Genomic DNA, 17257 nt, shown 5'->3' with positions numbered 1-17257 from the left:
ACTCCCAAGGTCGCTCACAGGCCGAGGGACTCGCGCTGAAGCCGGGTCAGCTCGGCGCAGCCGCTGGCGGCCAGCTCGAGCAGGGCGTCGAGCTCCGCCCTGTCGAACGGCTGGCCCTCGGCGGTGCCCTGCACCTCCACGAACCTGCCGTCACCGGTCATGACGACGTTCATGTCGGTCTCGGCGCGGACGTCCTCGACGTACTCCAAATCGAGCACCGGGACACCCCTGTCGATGCCCACGCTGACAGCGGCCACGGAGCCGCGCAGGGGGTCCTTCTTGACGATGCCCTTCTCGCGGGCCCACGTCACGGCGTCGTGGAGGGCCACGTAGGCCCCGGTGATGGCGGCGGTGCGGGTGCCGCCGTCGGCCTGGAGCACGTCGCAGTCGAGGACGACGGTGTTCTCGCCCAGCTTGGTGACGTCGACGGCGGCGCGCAGCGAGCGGCCGACGAGGCGGCTGATCTCCTGGGTGCGGCCGCCGACCTTGCCCTTGACCGACTCGCGGTCGCTGCGGGTGTTGGTGGCGCGCGGCAGCATCGCGTACTCGGCGGTGACCCAGCCGGAGCCGCTGCCCTTCTTCCAGCGCGGCACGCCCTCGGTGAGCGAGGCGACGCAGAGGACCTTCGTGCGGCCGAACTCCACGAGGACGCTGCCTTCGCCCGCCTCGAGGTAGCGGCGCGTGATTGTCACGTCGCGGAGCTGGTCGGGACGCCGTCCACCGGGCCTGCTGGTGCTCTCAGCCATGCCGCCGAGCCTAGGACCCGCCTCCGACGCCCCCTCCCCCTCCTGCACTTGCCGCGGAAAGTGCGACAGAGGCGGGGGCCGTGTCAGCGACTGACGGCAGGACGGCGGGCTGCCAGGAGGATCGCGAGCAGGGCCGCCGTGATGAGCAGCGACGCCAGCGGCGGCCCGGCAGCCACCCCGAAGATGAGCCCACCCATCCGCACCGGCGCCGACAGGATCAGCGCCCACCCGGCCCACCGGGGCAGCGGGCCGCGGCTGCCCGCCTGCCTCAGCACCGCGACGCCCAGGACGACGAATCCGAACAGCCCTCCCAGCCCGAAGAGCGTGTAGACGCCGATCATGGCCACGGGCGCGTACTGGTCGACACCGGCGACGTACGCGGCGGGGTCGGCGCCGTCCTCCAACACAGCCCGCGCCACGCCGAGCGCGGCGGCAGACTCCAGCGACAGCACCGTCGAGAGCAGGTAGCCGGTGGCCCCGAGCCACGCCCCGATCCCCGCCAGGACAGGGGTGCGGACGGCCAGGACGGCACCCACCGCCCAGATCCCCGGCACGAGCAGGACCACCGAAACGAGTCCGACGGCGATGGTCACCTCGTAGAGCCCCTGGTGCTCCCCCATGGAGGTGATGACGTCGGCGGTGGTCGTCGCCCGGGAGTACGCGCCGAAGTTCACGAGGGCGTTGGTGACCGTGAGCAGCACCGCCCCCGCGACGGCGACGAGCAGCCCCCCGGGGATGGGCGAGCGTGCTCGCGGCGCCAGGGCAGGTGGGGTGGTGCCGGTCTGTGCCGAGTCTGTGGTCATGGCCGGACGCTAGGGACCCCGGTGCCGCCCCGGCATCGGTGCGATCGCCTATTCCCGCAGGCCACGGGCTGCGCCAGCATGGACGGATGGGTCCTGCGGTCCGTGGATGGCGGTGGGGGTGGCCCATCGTCGCCGGGGTCGGTGCAGCGGCCGCCGGCATCGCCATGGCGCTGCCGTGGCGCCAGGACGAGCTGCACGTCGGCCTCGTCGCGCGGGCTGCGATGGTGGCCAGCGGTGTCGCGGTGCTGCTGGTCGCCGCCTGGAGGCCACTGCGCGACCCACCGGTGCCGCGGACCACGGCACAGCTCACCGGGGTGCTCGGTGCGGCGGTCCTGCTCTACCCCACGTCGCTGTCGCTGTGGGGGGCCGGCCTCGGAGGTCCCGGTGCAGCAGGCGTGCTCGAGGTGCTGGCGATGGGCGGCCACGTCGTGCCGCTGGTGCTCTTCCAGCTGCTGCCCGTCGTCGCCAGCGGCGCCGTGACCAACACTCCGGCGATCGGCACACGCTCGCCCCGGCGTGGGACGCGGACCGGGACGGGCGTGCTCCTCGTGCTCGCCCTCGTCGTGGCCAGCAACGGGCTCTCGGGGTACGGCTTGCGCGGAGGGCCGGGCGCTGCCGCGGCAGGCGTCGCCGGGTCACTGCTGTGGGTGTCGTCCTTCGCCGTCCCGTCGGTGGTGACGTGGGCGGCGGTGCGCGGCACCGCCGGGGAGGTCCGGCGGCGCGCCGTCGTCGCTGCGGTCGCGGCGCTGGCGCCCGTGCTGGTGATCACCGCCTGCTGGGTGCTCGGGGCGGTGGGGGCCGCGCTCGGTGCGGACGACACGACGATCACCCTTCTCTACCTCGGCTTCAGTGGCGGCGTCCTCGCCTCGGCGGTGCTCTCGGTCGGGGCGGTGCAGGCCCGTGACGCGCTGGTGCGGACGCGGGTGGTCGTCGGGGTGCTGGACCTGCTGTTGGGGCTGGTCGGCGCTGTGGTGTTCGCTTGGCTGGCCCTGGCGGTGTCGAGGGACCTGCCCACAGGGTGGGCCGTCGTCGTCGGAGGAGCAGCGGTCGCGGCCCTCGGCCTCCCGTGGCTGCGCTGGCACGGGTGGGTGGCGCGGGTGGTGGACCCGGCAGCAGAGCTGCGCCACGAGCTGGCGGCCGACACCGGCGGAGAGCAGCGGCGCTCGCTGGAGCGGGTTCTGCGTCGGGTGGTGGGCGACCCCAACCTCGCCGTGCGCTACCCCACCGCTGACGCTCCGCACACCGCAGAGGACGAGGACGACGACGGCGACGGCGTGGTGCTGGCGCACAGCGCGGGCGCCCCCGCCGTCGTCGTGCTCAGCAGCTCACCGGCAGCGCGGGCGCGGCTGCGGCGTCTCGGCGACTGCAGCGACCTCCTGCGGCCAGCGGTGCTCGAGGCGCAGCTGGACCAGGCCGACCAGCTGGCGCGGCTGGCAGCGAGCCTGGAGCGGCGCCGGCTCAGCCAGGACCTCCACGACGGCCTCCAGGGCCGGCTGCTCGGGCTGGCGCTGCACCTGCAGCTGTCGAGCCGCGACGTGGACGACCCGACGTCCCGGCTGCTGCTCGAGCAGGCGGTGGACGTGCTGCGCCGCGCGGTGGACGACGTCCGCGCCGTCGCCGACGACAGGCTGCCGCAGCTGCTGGTGGAGCAAGGCCTCGGCCCGGCGCTGACGTCGTTGTTCGGGCAGCTGCGCACGCGGGTCGAGGAGCGACCGGCCGTCGTCCTCGACGTGCCCGCCACCCGCCTGGCCGCGCCGGCGGAGGCGACCGCCTACTTCGTGGTGAGCGAGGCCGTCGCCAACGCGCTCAAGCACGCGCAGGCCTCCAGGGTGGTGGTGCGCGTGAGCGAGCCGAGCGGCGGACGGGTCGTGGTGACCGTCGACGACGACGGCACGGGCGGCGCCGACCCGCGCACCGGCTCGGGGCTGCGGGGGCTGGCCGAACGGGTGCGCTCCGCGGACGGGCTGCTCGTCGTCAGGGACGGCAGCGGGCCCGAGCGGGCACGCGGGACGGTCGTGGAGGCGGTGCTGCCGTGCGGGTCGTGATCGCGGAAGACCAGGTGCTCCTGCGCGACGGGCTCGTGAGGCTGCTCACCGAGGGCGGTCACCGGGTGACGGCGGCCGTCGGTGACGCGGTGGCGCTCGTGGAGGCAGTCAACAGCACCCGGCCCGACCTCGTGCTCGCGGACGTGCGGATGCCCCCGCGGATGGTCGACGACGGCGCGCGGGCGGTGGCCTTCCTGCGGGAGCGCCTGCCGGAGCTAGCCACCGTCGTCCTCACCCAGCAGGTCGACCCGGGCGTCGTGGCGCTGCTCACCGCGGGCCACCCGCGCGCGCTCGGCTTCGTGCTGAAGGACTCGGTGATGGAGACCGAGGCGTTCCTGGCCCAGGTGGAGGCAGTCGGCGCGGGCGCGACGGTGCTGGACCCGGCGGTCCTCGAGCGCTCGACCGCGCCTGCGGCAGGGGTGCTCACCGAGCGCGAGGCGGAAGTACTGGCGCGCGTGGCGGCGGGGCGGAGCAACGCCGGAGTGGCCGCCGATCTGTGCATCGCCGTGAGGACCGTCGACGCCCACCTGCGCTCGGTGTTCAGCAAGCTCGGGCTGGAGCCGGGCAGCGACGACAACGTGCGCGTGCTGGCTGTCCTGACATGGCTGGCCTCCCAGCACTGACCGTCCCTCCGGCCCCCAGCGCACTTGCCGCGGAAAGTGCGACATAGAGGCGCCGGGAACCGCACTTGCCCCGGAAAGTGCGAGAAGGGGCGGGGCGGGGCAGGGCGATCAGAGGGTGTGCGTGGTGCCCGGGCGCGCGAGCTCGGCGGGGCCGTCGTAGCGGGAGCGGACCTCCGCGAGCACCGCGGGCGCGTCGGCCCACGGCGGCAGGTGCGTCACCAGCACCGACCGAGCACCGGCCCGCGCCGCAGCGACCCCGGCGCGCACGCCCGACAGGTGCACCCCCGGCTCGACGACGACGTCGTCGGTGAAGGTCGCCTCCGTGAGGAACAGGTCGACGTCGGCCGCGAGGTGGTCCAGGGCGGGGCACTCGTCGGTGTCGCCGGTGTAGGCGAGTACGGCCGTGCCGCCGCCGTCGGAGGGACCGGTGATGCGCAGGCCGTACGCCTCCACCGGATGCGCCACGAGCGAGGGCTCCACGGTGAACGGACCCACACGGACCGGCACCCCGTCGGTCCAGGCACCGAAGGTGAACTGCTCCGTCATCCCCGGGCCGTCGGCGGGAAGGTCGTACGCACGGGCCAGGCGCCCCGGCGCGTCCGCCGGCGCCCACAGCGGCACGGGAGGCACAGGCTGCCCGCGGTAGGCGGCCGGTCCGTACTTCAGCGCCACGTACAGCGCCGTCGTATCGAGGCAGTGGTCGGCGTGCAGGTGCGAGAGGAGCACCCCGTCGAGCGTGGTGAGGTCACCGCCGGGCAGGTAACGCTGCAGCGGACCCGAGGCACCGCTGCCGAGGTCCAGCACCACGCGCCAGGTCCTGCCTGTGGGGTCGGCCGGGTCCTCCGCCTCCAGCAGGTAGCACGACGACGGCGAGTCCGGCCCCGGCACGGACCCCGAGCACCCGATGACCGTCAGCCTCACGCCACGCCTCCCTCTCCCGTCACGACCGCGCTACCGCCCACGCGCCAGCGGCGCTCTAGCTCCTCCGCGCCAGAGGCGCGGTGATCTTGGGCAGCAGCCCCGTGTGCAGCACCGTGGGGTGGCGCTCGGCGTGCAGCTGCGCCGGAGCCGCCGTCCCCAGGAACCGCCGCGCCAGCACCGCGAACCGCTCCGGGTCACCCGTGGCGAGCCAGCGGTGCTCCGGTTCCGGCAGGCCCCGGGGGCGCAACGCGTCACGCGCCGTCAGCTCGCGGTACACCGCCTGGGCCGTCTCCTCCGCGCTGGAGACCAGCGTGACGCCATCACCCATGACGTAGGAGATGACGCCGGTGAGCAGCGGGTAGTGGGTGCAGCCCAGCACCAGCGTGTCCACGCCGGCGGCCACGACGGGCGCGAGCTGCTCGCGCGCAGCCTCCACCACCTCCGGGCCCGACGTCACGCCCGCCTCGACGAAGTCCACGAAGCGCGGGCAGGCCGTCGTCGTCGTCGTGATCCCCGGGGCAGCGGCGAACGCGTCGGCGTACGCGCCGGACGTCGCCGTCGCGGCGGTGCAGATCACCCCGACGCGCCCCGTGCGCGTGCTCGCCACCGCACGGCGCACCGCGGGGCGGATCACCTCGATGACGGGGACGCTGTACCGCTCGCGCGCGTCGTGCAGCATGGCCGCGCTGGCGGTGTTGCAGGCGATGACCAGCAGCTTCACCCCGGAGGAGACCAGCTCGTCGAGGCACTCCAGCGCGTAGGCCCGTACGTGCGCCAGCGGTCGGGGGCCGTACGGGGCGCGGGCCGTGTCACCGAGGTAGACCACCGCCTCACCAGGCAGCTGGTCGAGGACAGCGCGCGCCACGGTGAGCCCGCCGACGCCGGAGTCGAAGATCCCGATCGGGGCGTCAGCCACGAGCGCCAGGCTAGGCCCTGTTGAGAGGCGGCGTCGTCCGGGGACGGCATCCGTGAAGGGACAACGTCAGCGCCGCCCCTGCCGCTCCATCAGCGCGGCGACGAGCGACTCCTGGAGCCAGGTGAGGAAGTCGTACACCGACGCCATCCACACGCGCGGGTCTTCCGGGGTGCTGGTCGCCGCTTCGGCGAGGACGGCGTCGGCGTCTTCGTCGGTGCGCAGCCCGAGCCGCTCCGCCAGCACGAGGCGCACGTCGGTGAGGGAGACCAGCCAGGCGTGGGCCTCCTCGGCGTCCAGCACGAGGGCGCCGGGGCGCTCCAGCGTGGCGCGGGCCCGCTCGAGGGTCTCGCGCTTGCGTGCCCGCAGCCCCTTCTCGGTGAGGCGGCGGAACTCCCGTGCGGCGTCGGGATCGTCCTTGGCGCCCTGCGGCAGCAGCCGCGCCACCGCCGGGTCAGCCGGGGGTGTGGTCGGCCCGCCCGCGCCCACCAGGGCCTCCAGCGGGTCGGTGGAGGGGACGGACCCGTCGTCCAGGAGCTCGGAGACCTCTGCGAGCAGGCCTCCGAGGAGGGCGCGCTCGTCGTCGTCGAGGGTGGCGGTCACCCCGCGGCGGGCGCTCTCGAAGCGGCGGGCCACGTCAGTTGTCCTTTGCGAACGTCGCCCACAGGCCGTACCCGTGCATGGCCTCGGTGTCGCGCTCCATCTCCTCGCGGGTGCCGGAGGAGACGACGGCGCGCCCCGCCTCGTGCACGTCCCGCATGAGCTTCTCCGCCTTCTCCTTCGAATGCCCGAAATACGTCTGGAACACGTAGGTGACGTAGGACATCAGGTTCACCGGGTCGTTCCAGACGATGGTGACCCACGGCTTGGCGACCTCACCGTCGAGCGCCTCGACGCGCTCCTCGGCCTCCGCGGGGGCCGAATCCACGACGGCAGCTCCGCGGACCGCCGCGACCGGTACGGCTCGTAGTTTGGTCATCACCGTGCGTCCGTCCGGTGGGTGCTCACGCGGGCTCATCCTACGGTGAGCCTGTGGAGTCGACCCTGCTGCAGTCGTCGGTGTCCTCCGAGACGCCGAGCCCCCACCCGAGTTTCAACCCGAGCCTGGACCCGAGCACTGCGCTGCTCACCGACGCCTACGAGCTGACCATGCTGGAGTCGGCGCTGCGCAGCGGCGCAGCCGATCGCCACTGCACCTTCGAGGTGTTCGCCCGGCGGCTGCCGGACGGACGCCGCTACGGGGTGGTCGCCGGGACGGCGCGCGTGCTCGATGCGCTGGAGCGGTTCCGCTTCGACGAGCCGGTGCTGGAGGCGCTGCGTGTGACGGGTCGCCTGTCGGAGCAGACGCTGGCCCACCTGGCGCAGTGGCGGTTCACCGGCGACGTCGACGGCTACGCCGAGGGCGAGATCTACTTCCCCGGCTCCCCCGTGCTCACGGTCACCGGATCCTTCGGCGAGGCCGTGGTGCTGGAGACGCTCGTCCTCGCGATCCTCAACCACGACTCCGCCGTCGCGTCGGCGGCCGCGCGCATGGCGAAGGCCGCCGGCGACCGTCCGATCATCGAGATGGGCAGCCGGCGCACCCACGAGGAGGCTGCGGTGGCCTCGGCGCGGGCGGCCTACCTGGCGGGGTTCGCCTCGACGTCCAACCTCGAGGCGGGGCGTCGTTACGGCGTGCCGACCTCCGGCACCTCGGCGCACGCCTTCACGCTGCTGCACGACTCCGAGGAGGAGGCCTTCCGCGCGCAGGTAGCCGCGCTCGGCACCGGCACGACGCTGCTGGTGGACACCTACGACATCCACGCCGGCGTCGAGACGGCGGTGCGCGTGGCCGGTCCGGAGCTGGGTGCGGTGCGCATCGACTCCGGCGACCTCGCCGTCCTCGCGGTGCAGGTGCGCCAGCAGCTCGACTCCCTGGGAGCCATCGGCACGCGCATCGTGCTGTCCGGTGACCTGGACGAGTTCGGCATCGCCGCCCTGGCTGCCGCACCGGTCGACGCGTACGGCGTCGGCACCTCCGTGGTGCAGGGCTCCGGGTCACCGACGGCGGGGATGGTCTACAAGCTCGTCGAGGTCGATGGGCGTCCGGTGGCCAAGCGGTCGGAGTCCAAGGCAAGCCACGGTGGTCGCAAGATCGCCGTACGGCGTCACCGCAGCTCCGGCACCGCGACCGAGGAGGTCGTCAGCGCGGGCGGGCCTCCGCCCGCCGAGCCGGGCGACCGGCCGCTGCAGGTGCCGCTGGTCCGCGCCGGCGAGCGTGTCGGGCCGCCATCGAGCGGTGCCGGCCTGCGCGCAGCCCGCGAGCACCTCGCGGGTGTGCTGGTCACCCTGCCCTGGGAGGGGTTGGCCCTCTCCAAGGGAGACCCGGCCGTGCCCACCCGCGTCCTGCCGCCGGTCTGAAGGTCGTCTGCCTCAGACCGTCGGAAGGACATGGACGACGGCGGGGGCGCCCAACTGGGCTCAGTAGTGGGCGCCGCCCTCACGCCCGAGCGGCTCGGACTGCGGCAGGCCGGCCTGGATGCGCACCAGACGAGCGTCCTGACGACGCTTGGCCGCGGTGCGCGCCGACGCCAGAATGCCGATCGCGACCAGCACGATGCCGCCGAACTTGGAGATGTCGTGCGCCGTCGTGATGTCGCCGTTGAGCAGCCCGAGGAAGATCATCAGGGAGCCGACGGCCATGAGGAAGAAGGGGATCGCCACGGAGGTGATCCTGCCAGGTACGCCCGCCTCAACGCTCGCGCGGCGCGGCCTTCGGCCCGGCGCCGTTGGCACCACTGGTGGGCCGCTTGGGGAAGTTGCGCGGGAGGGGCCGTAGAGCCACCTTGCCCGAGCCCCCTGCGGGATAGCCCCCACGTGTCTCGACTCCGCTGGGGGCATTGGTCCGTCGATCAGGGTTCGCGCTGCTCACGGCTCTCCCTCTGTCGACACTTGGAGGAAACCAGCGTAGACGACCTGCTCCCAGCGAACCAGCACCGCGACTCCCGTCAGCTTCGGATGGCCAGAGTCGTCAGTGATCACTGCTCCATCGCCATCGATGACACAGGTGTCCACCAGGTACAGGTCCTGCGGGTGGGGGAAGCCCGCGGCGTAGCTCCCAGGAAGACCGTTGAGGGGACTGGCTCGGTCCCAGAGCCCGACCAGCCACTGCCCATCGGTGAGCTTCAGTTGCAGGAGCCCCGAGAGCCCAGGGGTGCGAAAGAGCTGGTCCCAGCCGCGTGGCGCCGGAGTAGCCCCCACCAGGGGACGAACCCACCGTCATCCACGGCGCGCCGATCGCCCCACGAGGACCCCCACGGCCGCGGGCACCACGAAGAGGAGGGGAGGCAAGGCCCACACGCGAGGGTCGGGGCCGTTGATGTCGCGGAGCCCATCCAGGAGAACGAGCTCTCGGTACCCGAGCCAGACAAGCGGCAGCGTGATCGGGGAGAGGAGACCCGAGGCACCCACGAAACGCAGGGTCCGATCGGCGAGACCGACCGACCAGGGGCCGTCCTCTCGTTCGAAGCCCCAGAGGTACATCGCTCCCGGAAGCACGGCGATGAGAGCGATGACCAGGGCCTCGGCTGTCGTGGGCTCTCGGTCAGCATGATCGGCACCACCGACAGTCCGAGCTGTCCGTCAGCCGACGTCGAGAGCCAGCAGATCGTCCTCGGTCTCGCGGCGCACGAGCACCCGGCTCACGCCGTCCTTGACGGCCACCACGGGCGGGCGCGGCACGTGGTTGTACTGGCTGGCCATGCTGTGGCAGTACGCGCCGGTGGCGGGCACCACGAGCAGGTCACCGGCGGCGAGGTCGTCAGGGAGGAACTCGTCCTTGACCACGACGTCGCCGCTTTCGCAGTGCTTGCCGACCACGCGGCTCAGCACGGGGCTGGCTGTCGAGCGCCGGCCCCCGAGCGTGGCGGAGTAGTCGGCGTCGTAGAGGGCGGTGCGGATGTTGTCGCTCATGCCGCCGTCGACAGCCACGTAGCGGCGCTGCAACCCGCCATCCAGCGCGACGTCCTTGGTCGATCCCACGCGGTACAGGGTCACGCCAGCCGGGCCGGCGATGGCACGGCCGGGCTCGATGGAGACCTTGGGGACGGCGACGCCGAGCTGCGCGCACGCCGCCGTGACCACCTCGGCCATGCCGCGTGCCAGGTCGGCGGGGCTCAGCGGGGCGTCCTGCGTGGTGTAGGCGATGCCGAAGCCACCGCCCAGGTCGATCTCGGGCATCTCCACCCCGTGCTCGGCGAGCACCTGGGCGTGCAGGCCCAGCAGGCGGCGCGCGGCCACCTCGAAGCCGGAGACGTCGAAGATCTGGCTGCCGATGTGGCTGTGCAGCCCGCGGAGCTCCAGCTCGGGGCGTGCGAGCACCCGGCGGACCGCCTCGGCGGCCTGCCCGGAGGCCAGCGAGAGACCGAACTTCTGGTCCTCGTGGGCGGTGGCGATGTAGTCGTGCGTGTGCGCCTCGACGCCCACCGTCGTCCTGATGAGCACGCCCTGGCGCACGCCCGCCTCGCGGGCGGCGTCGGCTGTCCTGTCGATGTCGTGGAAGCCGTCGACGACGACCTTGCCCACGCCCGCCCGCACCGCGCGGACGATCTCCTCGTCGGACTTGTTGTTGCCGTGCAGCAGCACGTGCGCCGGGTCGGTGCCGCCGCGCAGCGCCACCGCCAGCTCACCGCCGGTGCACGCGTCGTAGCGCAGGCCGTCCTCGGCGAGCCAGCGGGCCACCGCCGTGCACGTGAAGGCCTTGGCGGCGTAGTAGACGTCGGCGCCGCCGCACGCGTCGGCGAAGGCCTCGGCGAACGCGTCGCGGAAGGCCGTGGCGCGGGCGCGGAAGTCGGCCTCGTCCACGATGTACGCCGGGGTTCCGTGCTCGGCCGCCAGCTCCGTGACGGGGACACCCCCGACGCTGACCACACCGTCGGCGCTGCCGCCGGACAGCCGGCGCGCGGTGCTCGGCCACAGCGCAGGCAGGAGGTCATTGGGGTCGTCCGGCTCGCTCAGCCAGCCGGGACCACCCAGTCCGGCAGCATGCTGCGGGCCTGCCGGGTGCGCTCTCACATCCGCTCCGGAGCAGAGACACCCAGCAGCGCCAGGCCGTTGGCCAGCACCGTGCGGGTGGCGTCGTTGAGCCACAGGCGGGTGCGGTGCACGTCGGTGACGGCCTCCTCGCCCATGGGCGTGACGCGGCGCTCGTCGTACCACTTGTGGTAGCTGCCGGCGAGGGACTCCAGGTAGCGGGCCACACGGTGCGGTTCGCGCAGCTCAGCAGCCTGGGCGACCACGCGGGGGAAGTCGCCGATGGCGGCGAGCAGCGTCGACTCGGTGGCGTGGTCGAGCACGGCCGGGTCGAAGCCGTCCTCGGTCCGCACCCCCAGGTCGCGGGCGTTGCGGCTCACCCCGGAGGTCCGCGCGTGGGCGTACTGCACGTAGAAGACGGGGTTGTCGTTGGTGCGCTTGGTCAGCAGGTCGAGGTCGACGTCGATCTGGGAGTCGACGCTGGAGCGCACCAGGGCGTAGCGGGCGGCGTCGACACCGACGGCCTCGACGAGGTCCTCCATGGTCACCACGGTGCCCGCGCGCTTGCTCATACGGACAGGCACGCCGTCCTTGACGAGGTTGACCATCTGGCCGATGAGCACCTCGACGACGGCGGGGTCGTCGCCGAACGCCGCGGCAGCGGCCTTGAGGCGGGCCACGTAGCCGTGGTGGTCGGCACCCAGCAGGTAGATGCACAGGTCGAAGCCGCGGGCGCGCTTGTCACGCAGGTAGGCCAGGTCACCGGCGACGTAGGCTGGGTTGCCGTCGGACTTGATGACCACGCGGTCCTTGTCGTCGCCGAACTCCGTGGAGCGCAGCCACCAGGCGCCGTCGGACTCGAAGAGGCGCCCGGAGTCCTTGAGCTGCTGGACCACCGTGCCCACAGCACCGGAGGAGTGCAGGGAGTCCTCGTGGAAGTAGACGTCGAAGTCGACCCGGAAGTCGTGGAGGCTCTGCTTGACCTCGTCGAACATCAGCGCCACGCCGCGGCTGCGGAACGCCTCCAGCGCCTCCGCCTCGGGCAGGCCGGCGGGGTCAGGCTCGCCCGCGGCGCGCGCGTCCGCGGTGATCCGGGTGGCGATCTCCTCGATGTAGGCGCCGCCGTAGCCGTCCTCGGGGGCGTCCTGGCCGAGGGCACGGGCCAACAACGAACGAGCGAACCTGTCGATCTGGGCGCCGTGGTCGTTGAAGTAGTACTCGCGGGTGACGTCGGCGCCGACGGCCTCGAGGACGCGGGCCAGGGAGTCTCCGACGGCGGCCCACCGCGTGCCACCCAGGTGCACCGGTCCGGTGGGGTTGGCGGAGACGAACTCGAGGTTGACCTTGCGCCCGGCCAGGGCTTCGGTGCGGCCGAAGGCGGCGCCCGCCTCCACCACGGTGCGGGCGAGCTCACCGGCGGCGGCGGCGTCGAGGACGACGTTGACGAAGCCCGGGCCCGCCACGTCGACGCTCTTGACACCGGCGACGTCGGACAGGCGGGCGGCCAGCACCTCGGCGACCTTCCGGGGCGGCACGCCGGCAGGCTTGGACAGCTGCAGCGCCACCGAGGTGGCCCAGTCTCCGTGGTCGCGGTTGCGCGGCCTCTCGACCTTGACGGCCTGCGGGACGGCGCCCGTCGGGAGGCTCAGCTCACCGGCGTCGACGGCGCCGGTGAGGCAGGCGCGAATGGCTGCCGACAGCTCCTCGGGGGTCACTCCCCCAGGTTACTGGCGCGCCGGTGAGGCGCTGGCGCCGCGCGGGGGGCGGCCCGCAGCGGCGAGGTCTTCGACGACGTCGACGAGAGCGGTCGGCTCGAACGGCTTGGCCACCAGCGCGTCGACGCCCACCTGCACGGCACGGGCACGCTGGTGGGCCTGCACGCTCGCGGTGACCATGACCACGGGGATGTCGGACAGGGCCGGGTCGCGTCGGATCTCGGCGACGGCGCTCCACCCGTCGCGGGGCTCCATGACGGCGTCCATGGTGACGACGTTGGGGCGCGGCGCATCGGGATCGCGCAGGCGAGCGAGGCACTCGTCGCCGTCAGCGGCCTCGTCTACCTCGTGTCCTTCGAGCTCGAGGTTGAGGCGGATGAGCATGCGGATCTGCGAGGTGTCGTCGACGACCAGCACCAGAGCCACCCCTCCAGGATAGGAGTGGCCCTCGGCGCGCGCCCGTGCACCGCTTGCCCTCCGCGGCGACCAGCTCGGCAGGGCAGGTGCGCCGCGGTCGCCACACCGTCGGACTACTGGGCCATACCGTCCAATGCCAGTCACCTTGATCACTGATGCCCTCGAGGCATACCTTCGGCCGGTGGAGCTCAGGACCCTCGCCTACTTCGTGGCCACGGCAGACTGTGGGACGGTCAGTGCTGCCGCCGAGCGGGTACACGTCACCCAGCCATCCCTGTCCCGGCAGCTGCGCGGACTGGAGGAGCAGCTGGGCGTGGAACTCTTCGACAGAAGCGGTCGTCGCCTGGAGATCACGCCGGTGGGGCGCACCCTCCTGCCGAGGGCGCGCGCCCTCCTGACCGATGCCGAGGCGCTGCGCGCAGCTGCCCAGCTCCACGCCTGTGGAGCACTGGAGCAGGTGACCCTGGCCGCGCCCGCCACCACCCTGACGGACATCGTGTCGCCGTTCCTCGCCACGCTGGCCCCTGAGGATCCCGTGCCCTCGGTGGTCGAGTCGGGCGGCGCCACCGCCGAGGAGTCCCTGCGACGCGGGGCTGACCTGGCCATCGTCGCCGGTCGCCCCCCGCGGACGGTGGCCTCGCGGGCCATGCCCCCCCTGCCGATCTGGGCCTACCTACCCCCCGGCCATGCATGGTCGGGACGCGAGGAGGTCACGGTGGAGGAGTTGCTCACGGAGTCGCTCATCTCACTGCCGCCCAGCCACTCGGCACGCCGCGCACTGGACGCGGCGGTGGTGACCACCGGGTTGGCGGCACCGCCGCTGCTGGAGACCGCCAACGGCACGGTGGCCCAGGCGCTGTGCGCAGCAGGGCGCGGCGTAGCCGTCCTGTCCGACGACGCCCGCTTCGGACTGGATCGAGTAGGCCTCCTCCTGGGGTCGGAACACCTCAGCGTGCGCCTGCACTGCGCCTGGGACCCCACGCACCCCGCCGCTCCCGTCCTGGCGGATCTCGCAGCCCGCATCAGCGCCTGGGTCGTGGAGCGATACGTGACGGCACCGGACCCCGCGTGACGACCTCACCGAGACAGGCCTGAAATCCCCAGACTTTCATGCATTGCAGACATGATGACCATGCCCTTCAACTGCTTGTGGAGCATGATCCCAACCTGATCCACTACGGGCATGTCGAAGCCGAGCACCGCCACCAGCAGCGCCGCCGCCTCCGCGGCAGCCGCTGAGACCACCGCCACCCCGCCGAAGGCCCCGCGTCGCAAGACGACGCGCACGGCGACCGTGCCGGCCGCGCGGACGAAGCCCACCACGTCCGACTCCCAGGCCGCGACGACGACTGCCGCACAGGGCGGCGCCGCTCCCCTGCGCAGCATGTCGGAGGTGCGCCACTTCCTGCGCATGAACACCGTGCCCGTCTTCTTCGTCGGGGCGACGCCGTTCAACCTGCTCGGACTGGACCGCTTCGTCCGCAACTTCTCCTACATCACGTACTACGACGCCTGGGACGGCGCGCACCCCCGCGTCTTCACGCCGCGCCACAAGCCCTACATCGAGTTCCAGAGCGGCGAGGAGATCAACAACTGGCTGCTGGTCAACCCCGAGGTGCGAGCGCATATCGCCGCGGCCACCGCGCCCGGGGTGCGACCCAAGATCGCCATGGTCTTCTTCAACGAGCAGACCGAGAGCATCTGCGCCGAGCTCGGATACGACGTCATCCTTCCCCCCGCCGCACTGCGCGACAGGCTCGACTCCAAGCTCGTCACCACGCGCCTGGCTGCGGAGGTCGGCGTAGCCAGCGTCCCCAACACGCTGACCACCGTCGCCGACTACACCGAACTGCTGGCCGCAGCCGAGGCCGCTGGGCTGGGAGCCGACCTCGTCGTCCAGACCGCCTATGGCGACTCCGGCAAGACCACCTTCTTCATCGACGAGGAGGCGGACTGGAAGCAGCACGCCCACCAGATCAGCGGCGTCGAGGTGAAGGTCATGAAGCGCATCGACGCTCAGCCCGTCGCCGTCGAAGCCGTCATCACCCGCCGGGGCACCGTGGTCGGTCCGTTCATGTCAGAGCTCACCGGCCACCCCGAGCTGACCCCCTACCGCGGTGGCTGGTGCGGCAACGAGACCTTCCCCGGAGTCCTCGAGGGCGAGGTGCGCGAGCGCGCTGCCGACATGGTCAGCAAGCTCGGCGACCGGCTGGGCCAGGAGGGCTACCGCGGCTTCTTCGAGGTCGACGTCCTGGTCGACCGCGCCACCGGAGACCCCTACCTGGGTGAGCTCAACCCCCGCATCAGCGGCGCGACGTCCATCACCAACGTCACCGCCGGCGCCTACGCCGACGTCCCCCTGTTCGCCTTCCACCTCCTCGAGCACCTCGACGTGGAGCTGGAGCTGGACATCGCCGAGATCAACGAGCGCTGGCGCCGCCTGGCCGCCGACGACCTGTGGAGCCAGATGGTCATCAAGGAGACCTCCCCCGCTGTCGAGCTGATCACCACCGCCCCGCGCACCGGTCTGTACTCCATCGATGCCGCCGGGTCGCTCGTCCACCGCGACGACGCCTGGGACTGGCACCCGCTGCAGGATGAAAACGAGGTGTACTTCCTGCGAATCAGCGGTGTCGGTGAGTATCGTTGGAAGGGCGCCGACCTCGGCGTCGTGCTGACCAAGGGCAGGCTCCAGCGGCAGGCCTCGGACGGTTCGGAGAAGCTGACCATCCGCGCCAAGCACCTCGTCGACGCCGTGCGGCAGCAGTACGCGGGAGTCCCGCTGGCTGCGGTCGGCGTCACTGAGGGGGCATGAGCACGCTGCACGGAGGTGACCGGGTGATCGGGGAGCGCACAGATCGCCCCGACGTCCCGGTCACGCTGTCAAACTGGCAGGCGCCCGACCAGGTCTCCTGGACGTTCCGGCACATGTCGCAGCTGTTCCCCAGCGCAGTCATCGCCCGCGGAGAGGGACCGGCGCCGCAGGTGCCCGCCCACCCGCAGCCACTCGGAGACGTGAGGCTGCCCGACGGGCGGACCGTCAGTGACGTCCTGTCGAGCACCGAGACAGCCGGCTGGATGGTCCTTCACGGGGGCCGCGTGCTCGCCGAGCACTACGACACCGGGATGGGGCCCGCCTCCCCGCACCTACTCATGTCCGTGAGCAAGACGGTGGTCGGCCTGCTCGTCGGCGCCCTCGTCGACAGAGGCGTTCTGCACCCGCAGACCCTCGTGGCTGATGTGGTGCCGGAGTTGAGGCTGTCGGGGTACAGCGGCGCCACCGTGCGCCACCTCCTCGACATGCGCTCGGGCATCCGGTTCTCGGAGGACTACCTCGACCCGACCGCCGAGGTCAGGGTGCTCGAGCAGGCCTTCGGCTGGGCCCCACGACTGTCCGACGACGTCCCCTACACCCTGCGCGGCTTCCTGGCGGGTCTGACCGCCAAGAGCGCACACGGCGGGCCGTTCGAGTACCGCAGCTGCGAGACCGACATCCTGGGCTGGGTGTGCGAGGCCGTGACCGGCCAGCGCTTCCCGGAGCTGGTCTCGCAGCTGGTCTGGGCCCCGATGGGCGCCCAGTTCGACGCCTCCGTCGGCGTGGACATCGAGGGCAGCTCGATGTTCGACGGCGGCATCTCGGCCACCCTCGGCGACCTGGCCCGGATGGGCCTGGTGCTACTGCAGGACGGCGTGTCGGTGAGCGGGCAGCAGGTGGTCAGCGCCAGCTGGGTCCACGACACCGTCATCGGCGACCCGGACTCCCGCGACGCATTCGCGGCGAGCCCGGGCGACAACCGCATGCCCGGCGGGGCCTACCGCAACCAGGTGTGGGTCCCCCGCCCCGGGTTGCTGCTGTGCCTGGGCATCCACGGGCAGATGGTCTACGTCAACCGCAGCACGGGCCTGGTGGCCGCCAAGCTTTCCGCATGGCCCTACCCGCAGGACGCCTGGCGGCTGTTCAGCACCGTCGACGCCTTCGACGCGATCGGCGCGCACCTGCAACCGTGAGCACCCTCCCGACGTGATCATGGGCGTCCGCCACCCTCGACGGGTGGCGGACGCCC

The 17257-nt window shown here is 72.5% G+C and carries 17 protein-coding genes; 6 read left to right on the top strand and 11 right to left on the bottom strand.

The features are described from left to right. Nucleotides 1-14: 14 nt before the first annotated feature. On the bottom strand, nucleotides 15-746 hold the full coding sequence (gene rph, locus BXY45_RS05960; protein ID WP_109773404.1) for a ribonuclease PH: 732 nt from the start codon (nucleotides 744-746) through the stop codon (nucleotides 15-17). Nucleotides 747-829: 83 nt separating this feature from the next. After that, on the bottom strand, nucleotides 830-1549 hold the full coding sequence (locus BXY45_RS05955; protein WP_109773403.1) for a hypothetical protein: 720 nt from the start codon (nucleotides 1547-1549) through the stop codon (nucleotides 830-832). A gap of 86 nt (nucleotides 1550-1635) precedes the next feature. On the opposite strand from BXY45_RS05955, the gene BXY45_RS05950 reads away from it, so the two are divergent. After that, nucleotides 1636-3594 (top strand): sensor histidine kinase, encoded by a 1959-nt coding sequence (locus tag BXY45_RS05950; protein ID WP_109773402.1) that lies wholly within the window; start codon nucleotides 1636-1638, stop codon nucleotides 3592-3594. Then, on the top strand, nucleotides 3582-4217 hold the full coding sequence (locus BXY45_RS05945) for a LuxR C-terminal-related transcriptional regulator (protein WP_109773401.1): 636 nt from the start codon (nucleotides 3582-3584) through the stop codon (nucleotides 4215-4217). The genes BXY45_RS05950 and BXY45_RS05945 overlap by 13 nt, the downstream gene beginning before the upstream one ends. 108 nt (nucleotides 4218-4325) lie before the next feature. Here the strand turns inward: BXY45_RS05945 and BXY45_RS05940 are convergent, their stop codons facing one another. From BXY45_RS05940 to clpS, 4 genes are all read right to left on the bottom strand, one after another. Further along, nucleotides 4326-5138, bottom strand: coding sequence for an MBL fold metallo-hydrolase (locus BXY45_RS05940; RefSeq protein ID WP_109773400.1), 813 nt, complete (start codon nucleotides 5136-5138; stop codon nucleotides 4326-4328). A gap of 55 nt (nucleotides 5139-5193) precedes the next feature. Beyond that, entirely contained in the window at nucleotides 5194-6054 is an 861-nt protein-coding gene (gene murI, locus BXY45_RS05935; protein ID WP_109773399.1) for a glutamate racemase, read from the bottom strand. A 66-nt stretch (nucleotides 6055-6120) separates the two neighbouring features. After that, nucleotides 6121-6687: a DUF2017 domain-containing protein gene (locus BXY45_RS05930; protein ID WP_109773398.1), complete on the bottom strand. Its 567-nt coding sequence runs from the start codon at nucleotides 6685-6687 to the stop codon at nucleotides 6121-6123. Between the two features lies 1 nt (nucleotide 6688). Further along, entirely contained in the window at nucleotides 6689-7030 is a 342-nt protein-coding gene (clpS, locus tag BXY45_RS05925) for an ATP-dependent Clp protease adapter ClpS (RefSeq protein WP_109773397.1), read from the bottom strand. A 170-nt stretch (nucleotides 7031-7200) separates the two neighbouring features. Between clpS and BXY45_RS05920 the strand changes: the two genes are divergently transcribed. After that, nucleotides 7201-8451 carry a nicotinate phosphoribosyltransferase gene (locus tag BXY45_RS05920; RefSeq protein WP_109773492.1) on the top strand — a complete coding sequence of 417 codons (1251 nt, stop codon included), beginning with the start codon at nucleotides 7201-7203 and terminating at the stop codon, nucleotides 8449-8451. Between the two features lie 60 nt (nucleotides 8452-8511). On the opposite strand, the gene BXY45_RS05915 is transcribed toward BXY45_RS05920, so the two are convergent. The 5 genes from BXY45_RS05915 to BXY45_RS05890 form a co-directional block, all read right to left on the bottom strand. Continuing rightward, nucleotides 8512-8754 carry a hypothetical protein gene (locus tag BXY45_RS05915; RefSeq protein WP_109773396.1) on the bottom strand — a complete coding sequence of 81 codons (243 nt, stop codon included), beginning with the start codon at nucleotides 8752-8754 and terminating at the stop codon, nucleotides 8512-8514. Between the two features lie 204 nt (nucleotides 8755-8958). Then, entirely contained in the window at nucleotides 8959-9291 is a 333-nt protein-coding gene (locus BXY45_RS24945) for a DUF6338 family protein (protein WP_109773395.1), read from the bottom strand. 381 nt (nucleotides 9292-9672) lie between these two features. Then, nucleotides 9673-11103 carry a diaminopimelate decarboxylase gene (gene lysA / locus BXY45_RS05900; RefSeq protein WP_109773393.1) on the bottom strand — a complete coding sequence of 477 codons (1431 nt, stop codon included), beginning with the start codon at nucleotides 11101-11103 and terminating at the stop codon, nucleotides 9673-9675. Further along, a complete protein-coding gene (gene argS / locus BXY45_RS05895) occupies nucleotides 11100-12776 on the bottom strand; it encodes an arginine--tRNA ligase (RefSeq protein ID WP_109773392.1) in 1677 nt (558 codons plus the stop codon). Before argS ends, lysA begins: the two co-directional genes overlap by 4 nt. 9 nt (nucleotides 12777-12785) lie before the next feature. Next, on the bottom strand, nucleotides 12786-13202 hold the full coding sequence (locus BXY45_RS05890) for a response regulator (protein WP_211319266.1): 417 nt from the start codon (nucleotides 13200-13202) through the stop codon (nucleotides 12786-12788). Between the two features lie 172 nt (nucleotides 13203-13374). Between BXY45_RS05890 and BXY45_RS05885 the strand changes: the two genes are divergently transcribed. The 3 genes from BXY45_RS05885 (at nucleotide 13375) to BXY45_RS05875 (ending at nucleotide 17201) form a co-directional block, all read left to right on the top strand. Then, a complete protein-coding gene (locus BXY45_RS05885) occupies nucleotides 13375-14265 on the top strand; it encodes a LysR family transcriptional regulator (protein ID WP_109773391.1) in 891 nt (296 codons plus the stop codon). Between the two features lie 111 nt (nucleotides 14266-14376). Beyond that, complete coding sequence (locus BXY45_RS05880) at nucleotides 14377-16008, top strand: biotin carboxylase (protein WP_109773390.1); 1632 nt, start codon at nucleotides 14377-14379, stop codon at nucleotides 16006-16008. After that, nucleotides 16005-17201: a serine hydrolase domain-containing protein gene (locus tag BXY45_RS05875; RefSeq protein ID WP_109773389.1), complete on the top strand. Its 1197-nt coding sequence runs from the start codon at nucleotides 16005-16007 to the stop codon at nucleotides 17199-17201. The genes BXY45_RS05880 and BXY45_RS05875 overlap by 4 nt, the downstream gene beginning before the upstream one ends. The last annotated feature ends 56 nt before the right edge of the window (nucleotides 17202-17257 follow it).

This window comes from Quadrisphaera granulorum (assembly GCF_003149145.1).
Taxonomy (GTDB): Bacteria; Actinomycetota; Actinomycetes; order Actinomycetales; family Quadrisphaeraceae; genus Quadrisphaera; species Quadrisphaera granulorum.
This window is presented reverse-complemented; position numbering and strand designations above follow the sequence as displayed.

Bases quoted from the DNA above. Each gene is read 5' to 3' on its own strand.
- BXY45_RS05875 (WP_109773389.1), top strand. From the start codon at position 16,005: ATGAGCACGCTGCACGGAGGTGACCGGGTGATCGGGGAGCGCACAGAT.
- BXY45_RS05920 (WP_109773492.1), top strand. From the start codon at position 7,201: ATGCTGGAGTCGGCGCTGCGCAGCGGCGCAGCCGATCGCCACTGCACC.
- clpS (WP_109773397.1), bottom strand. From the start codon at position 7,030: ATGACCAAACTACGAGCCGTACCGGTCGCGGCGGTCCGCGGAGCTGCC.
- rph (WP_109773404.1), bottom strand. From the start codon at position 746: ATGGCTGAGAGCACCAGCAGGCCCGGTGGACGGCGTCCCGACCAGCTC.
- BXY45_RS05955 (WP_109773403.1), bottom strand. From the start codon at position 1,549: ATGACCACAGACTCGGCACAGACCGGCACCACCCCACCTGCCCTGGCG.
- BXY45_RS05880 (WP_109773390.1), top strand. From the start codon at position 14,377: ATGTCGAAGCCGAGCACCGCCACCAGCAGCGCCGCCGCCTCCGCGGCA.
- BXY45_RS05950 (WP_109773402.1), top strand. From the start codon at position 1,636: ATGGGTCCTGCGGTCCGTGGATGGCGGTGGGGGTGGCCCATCGTCGCC.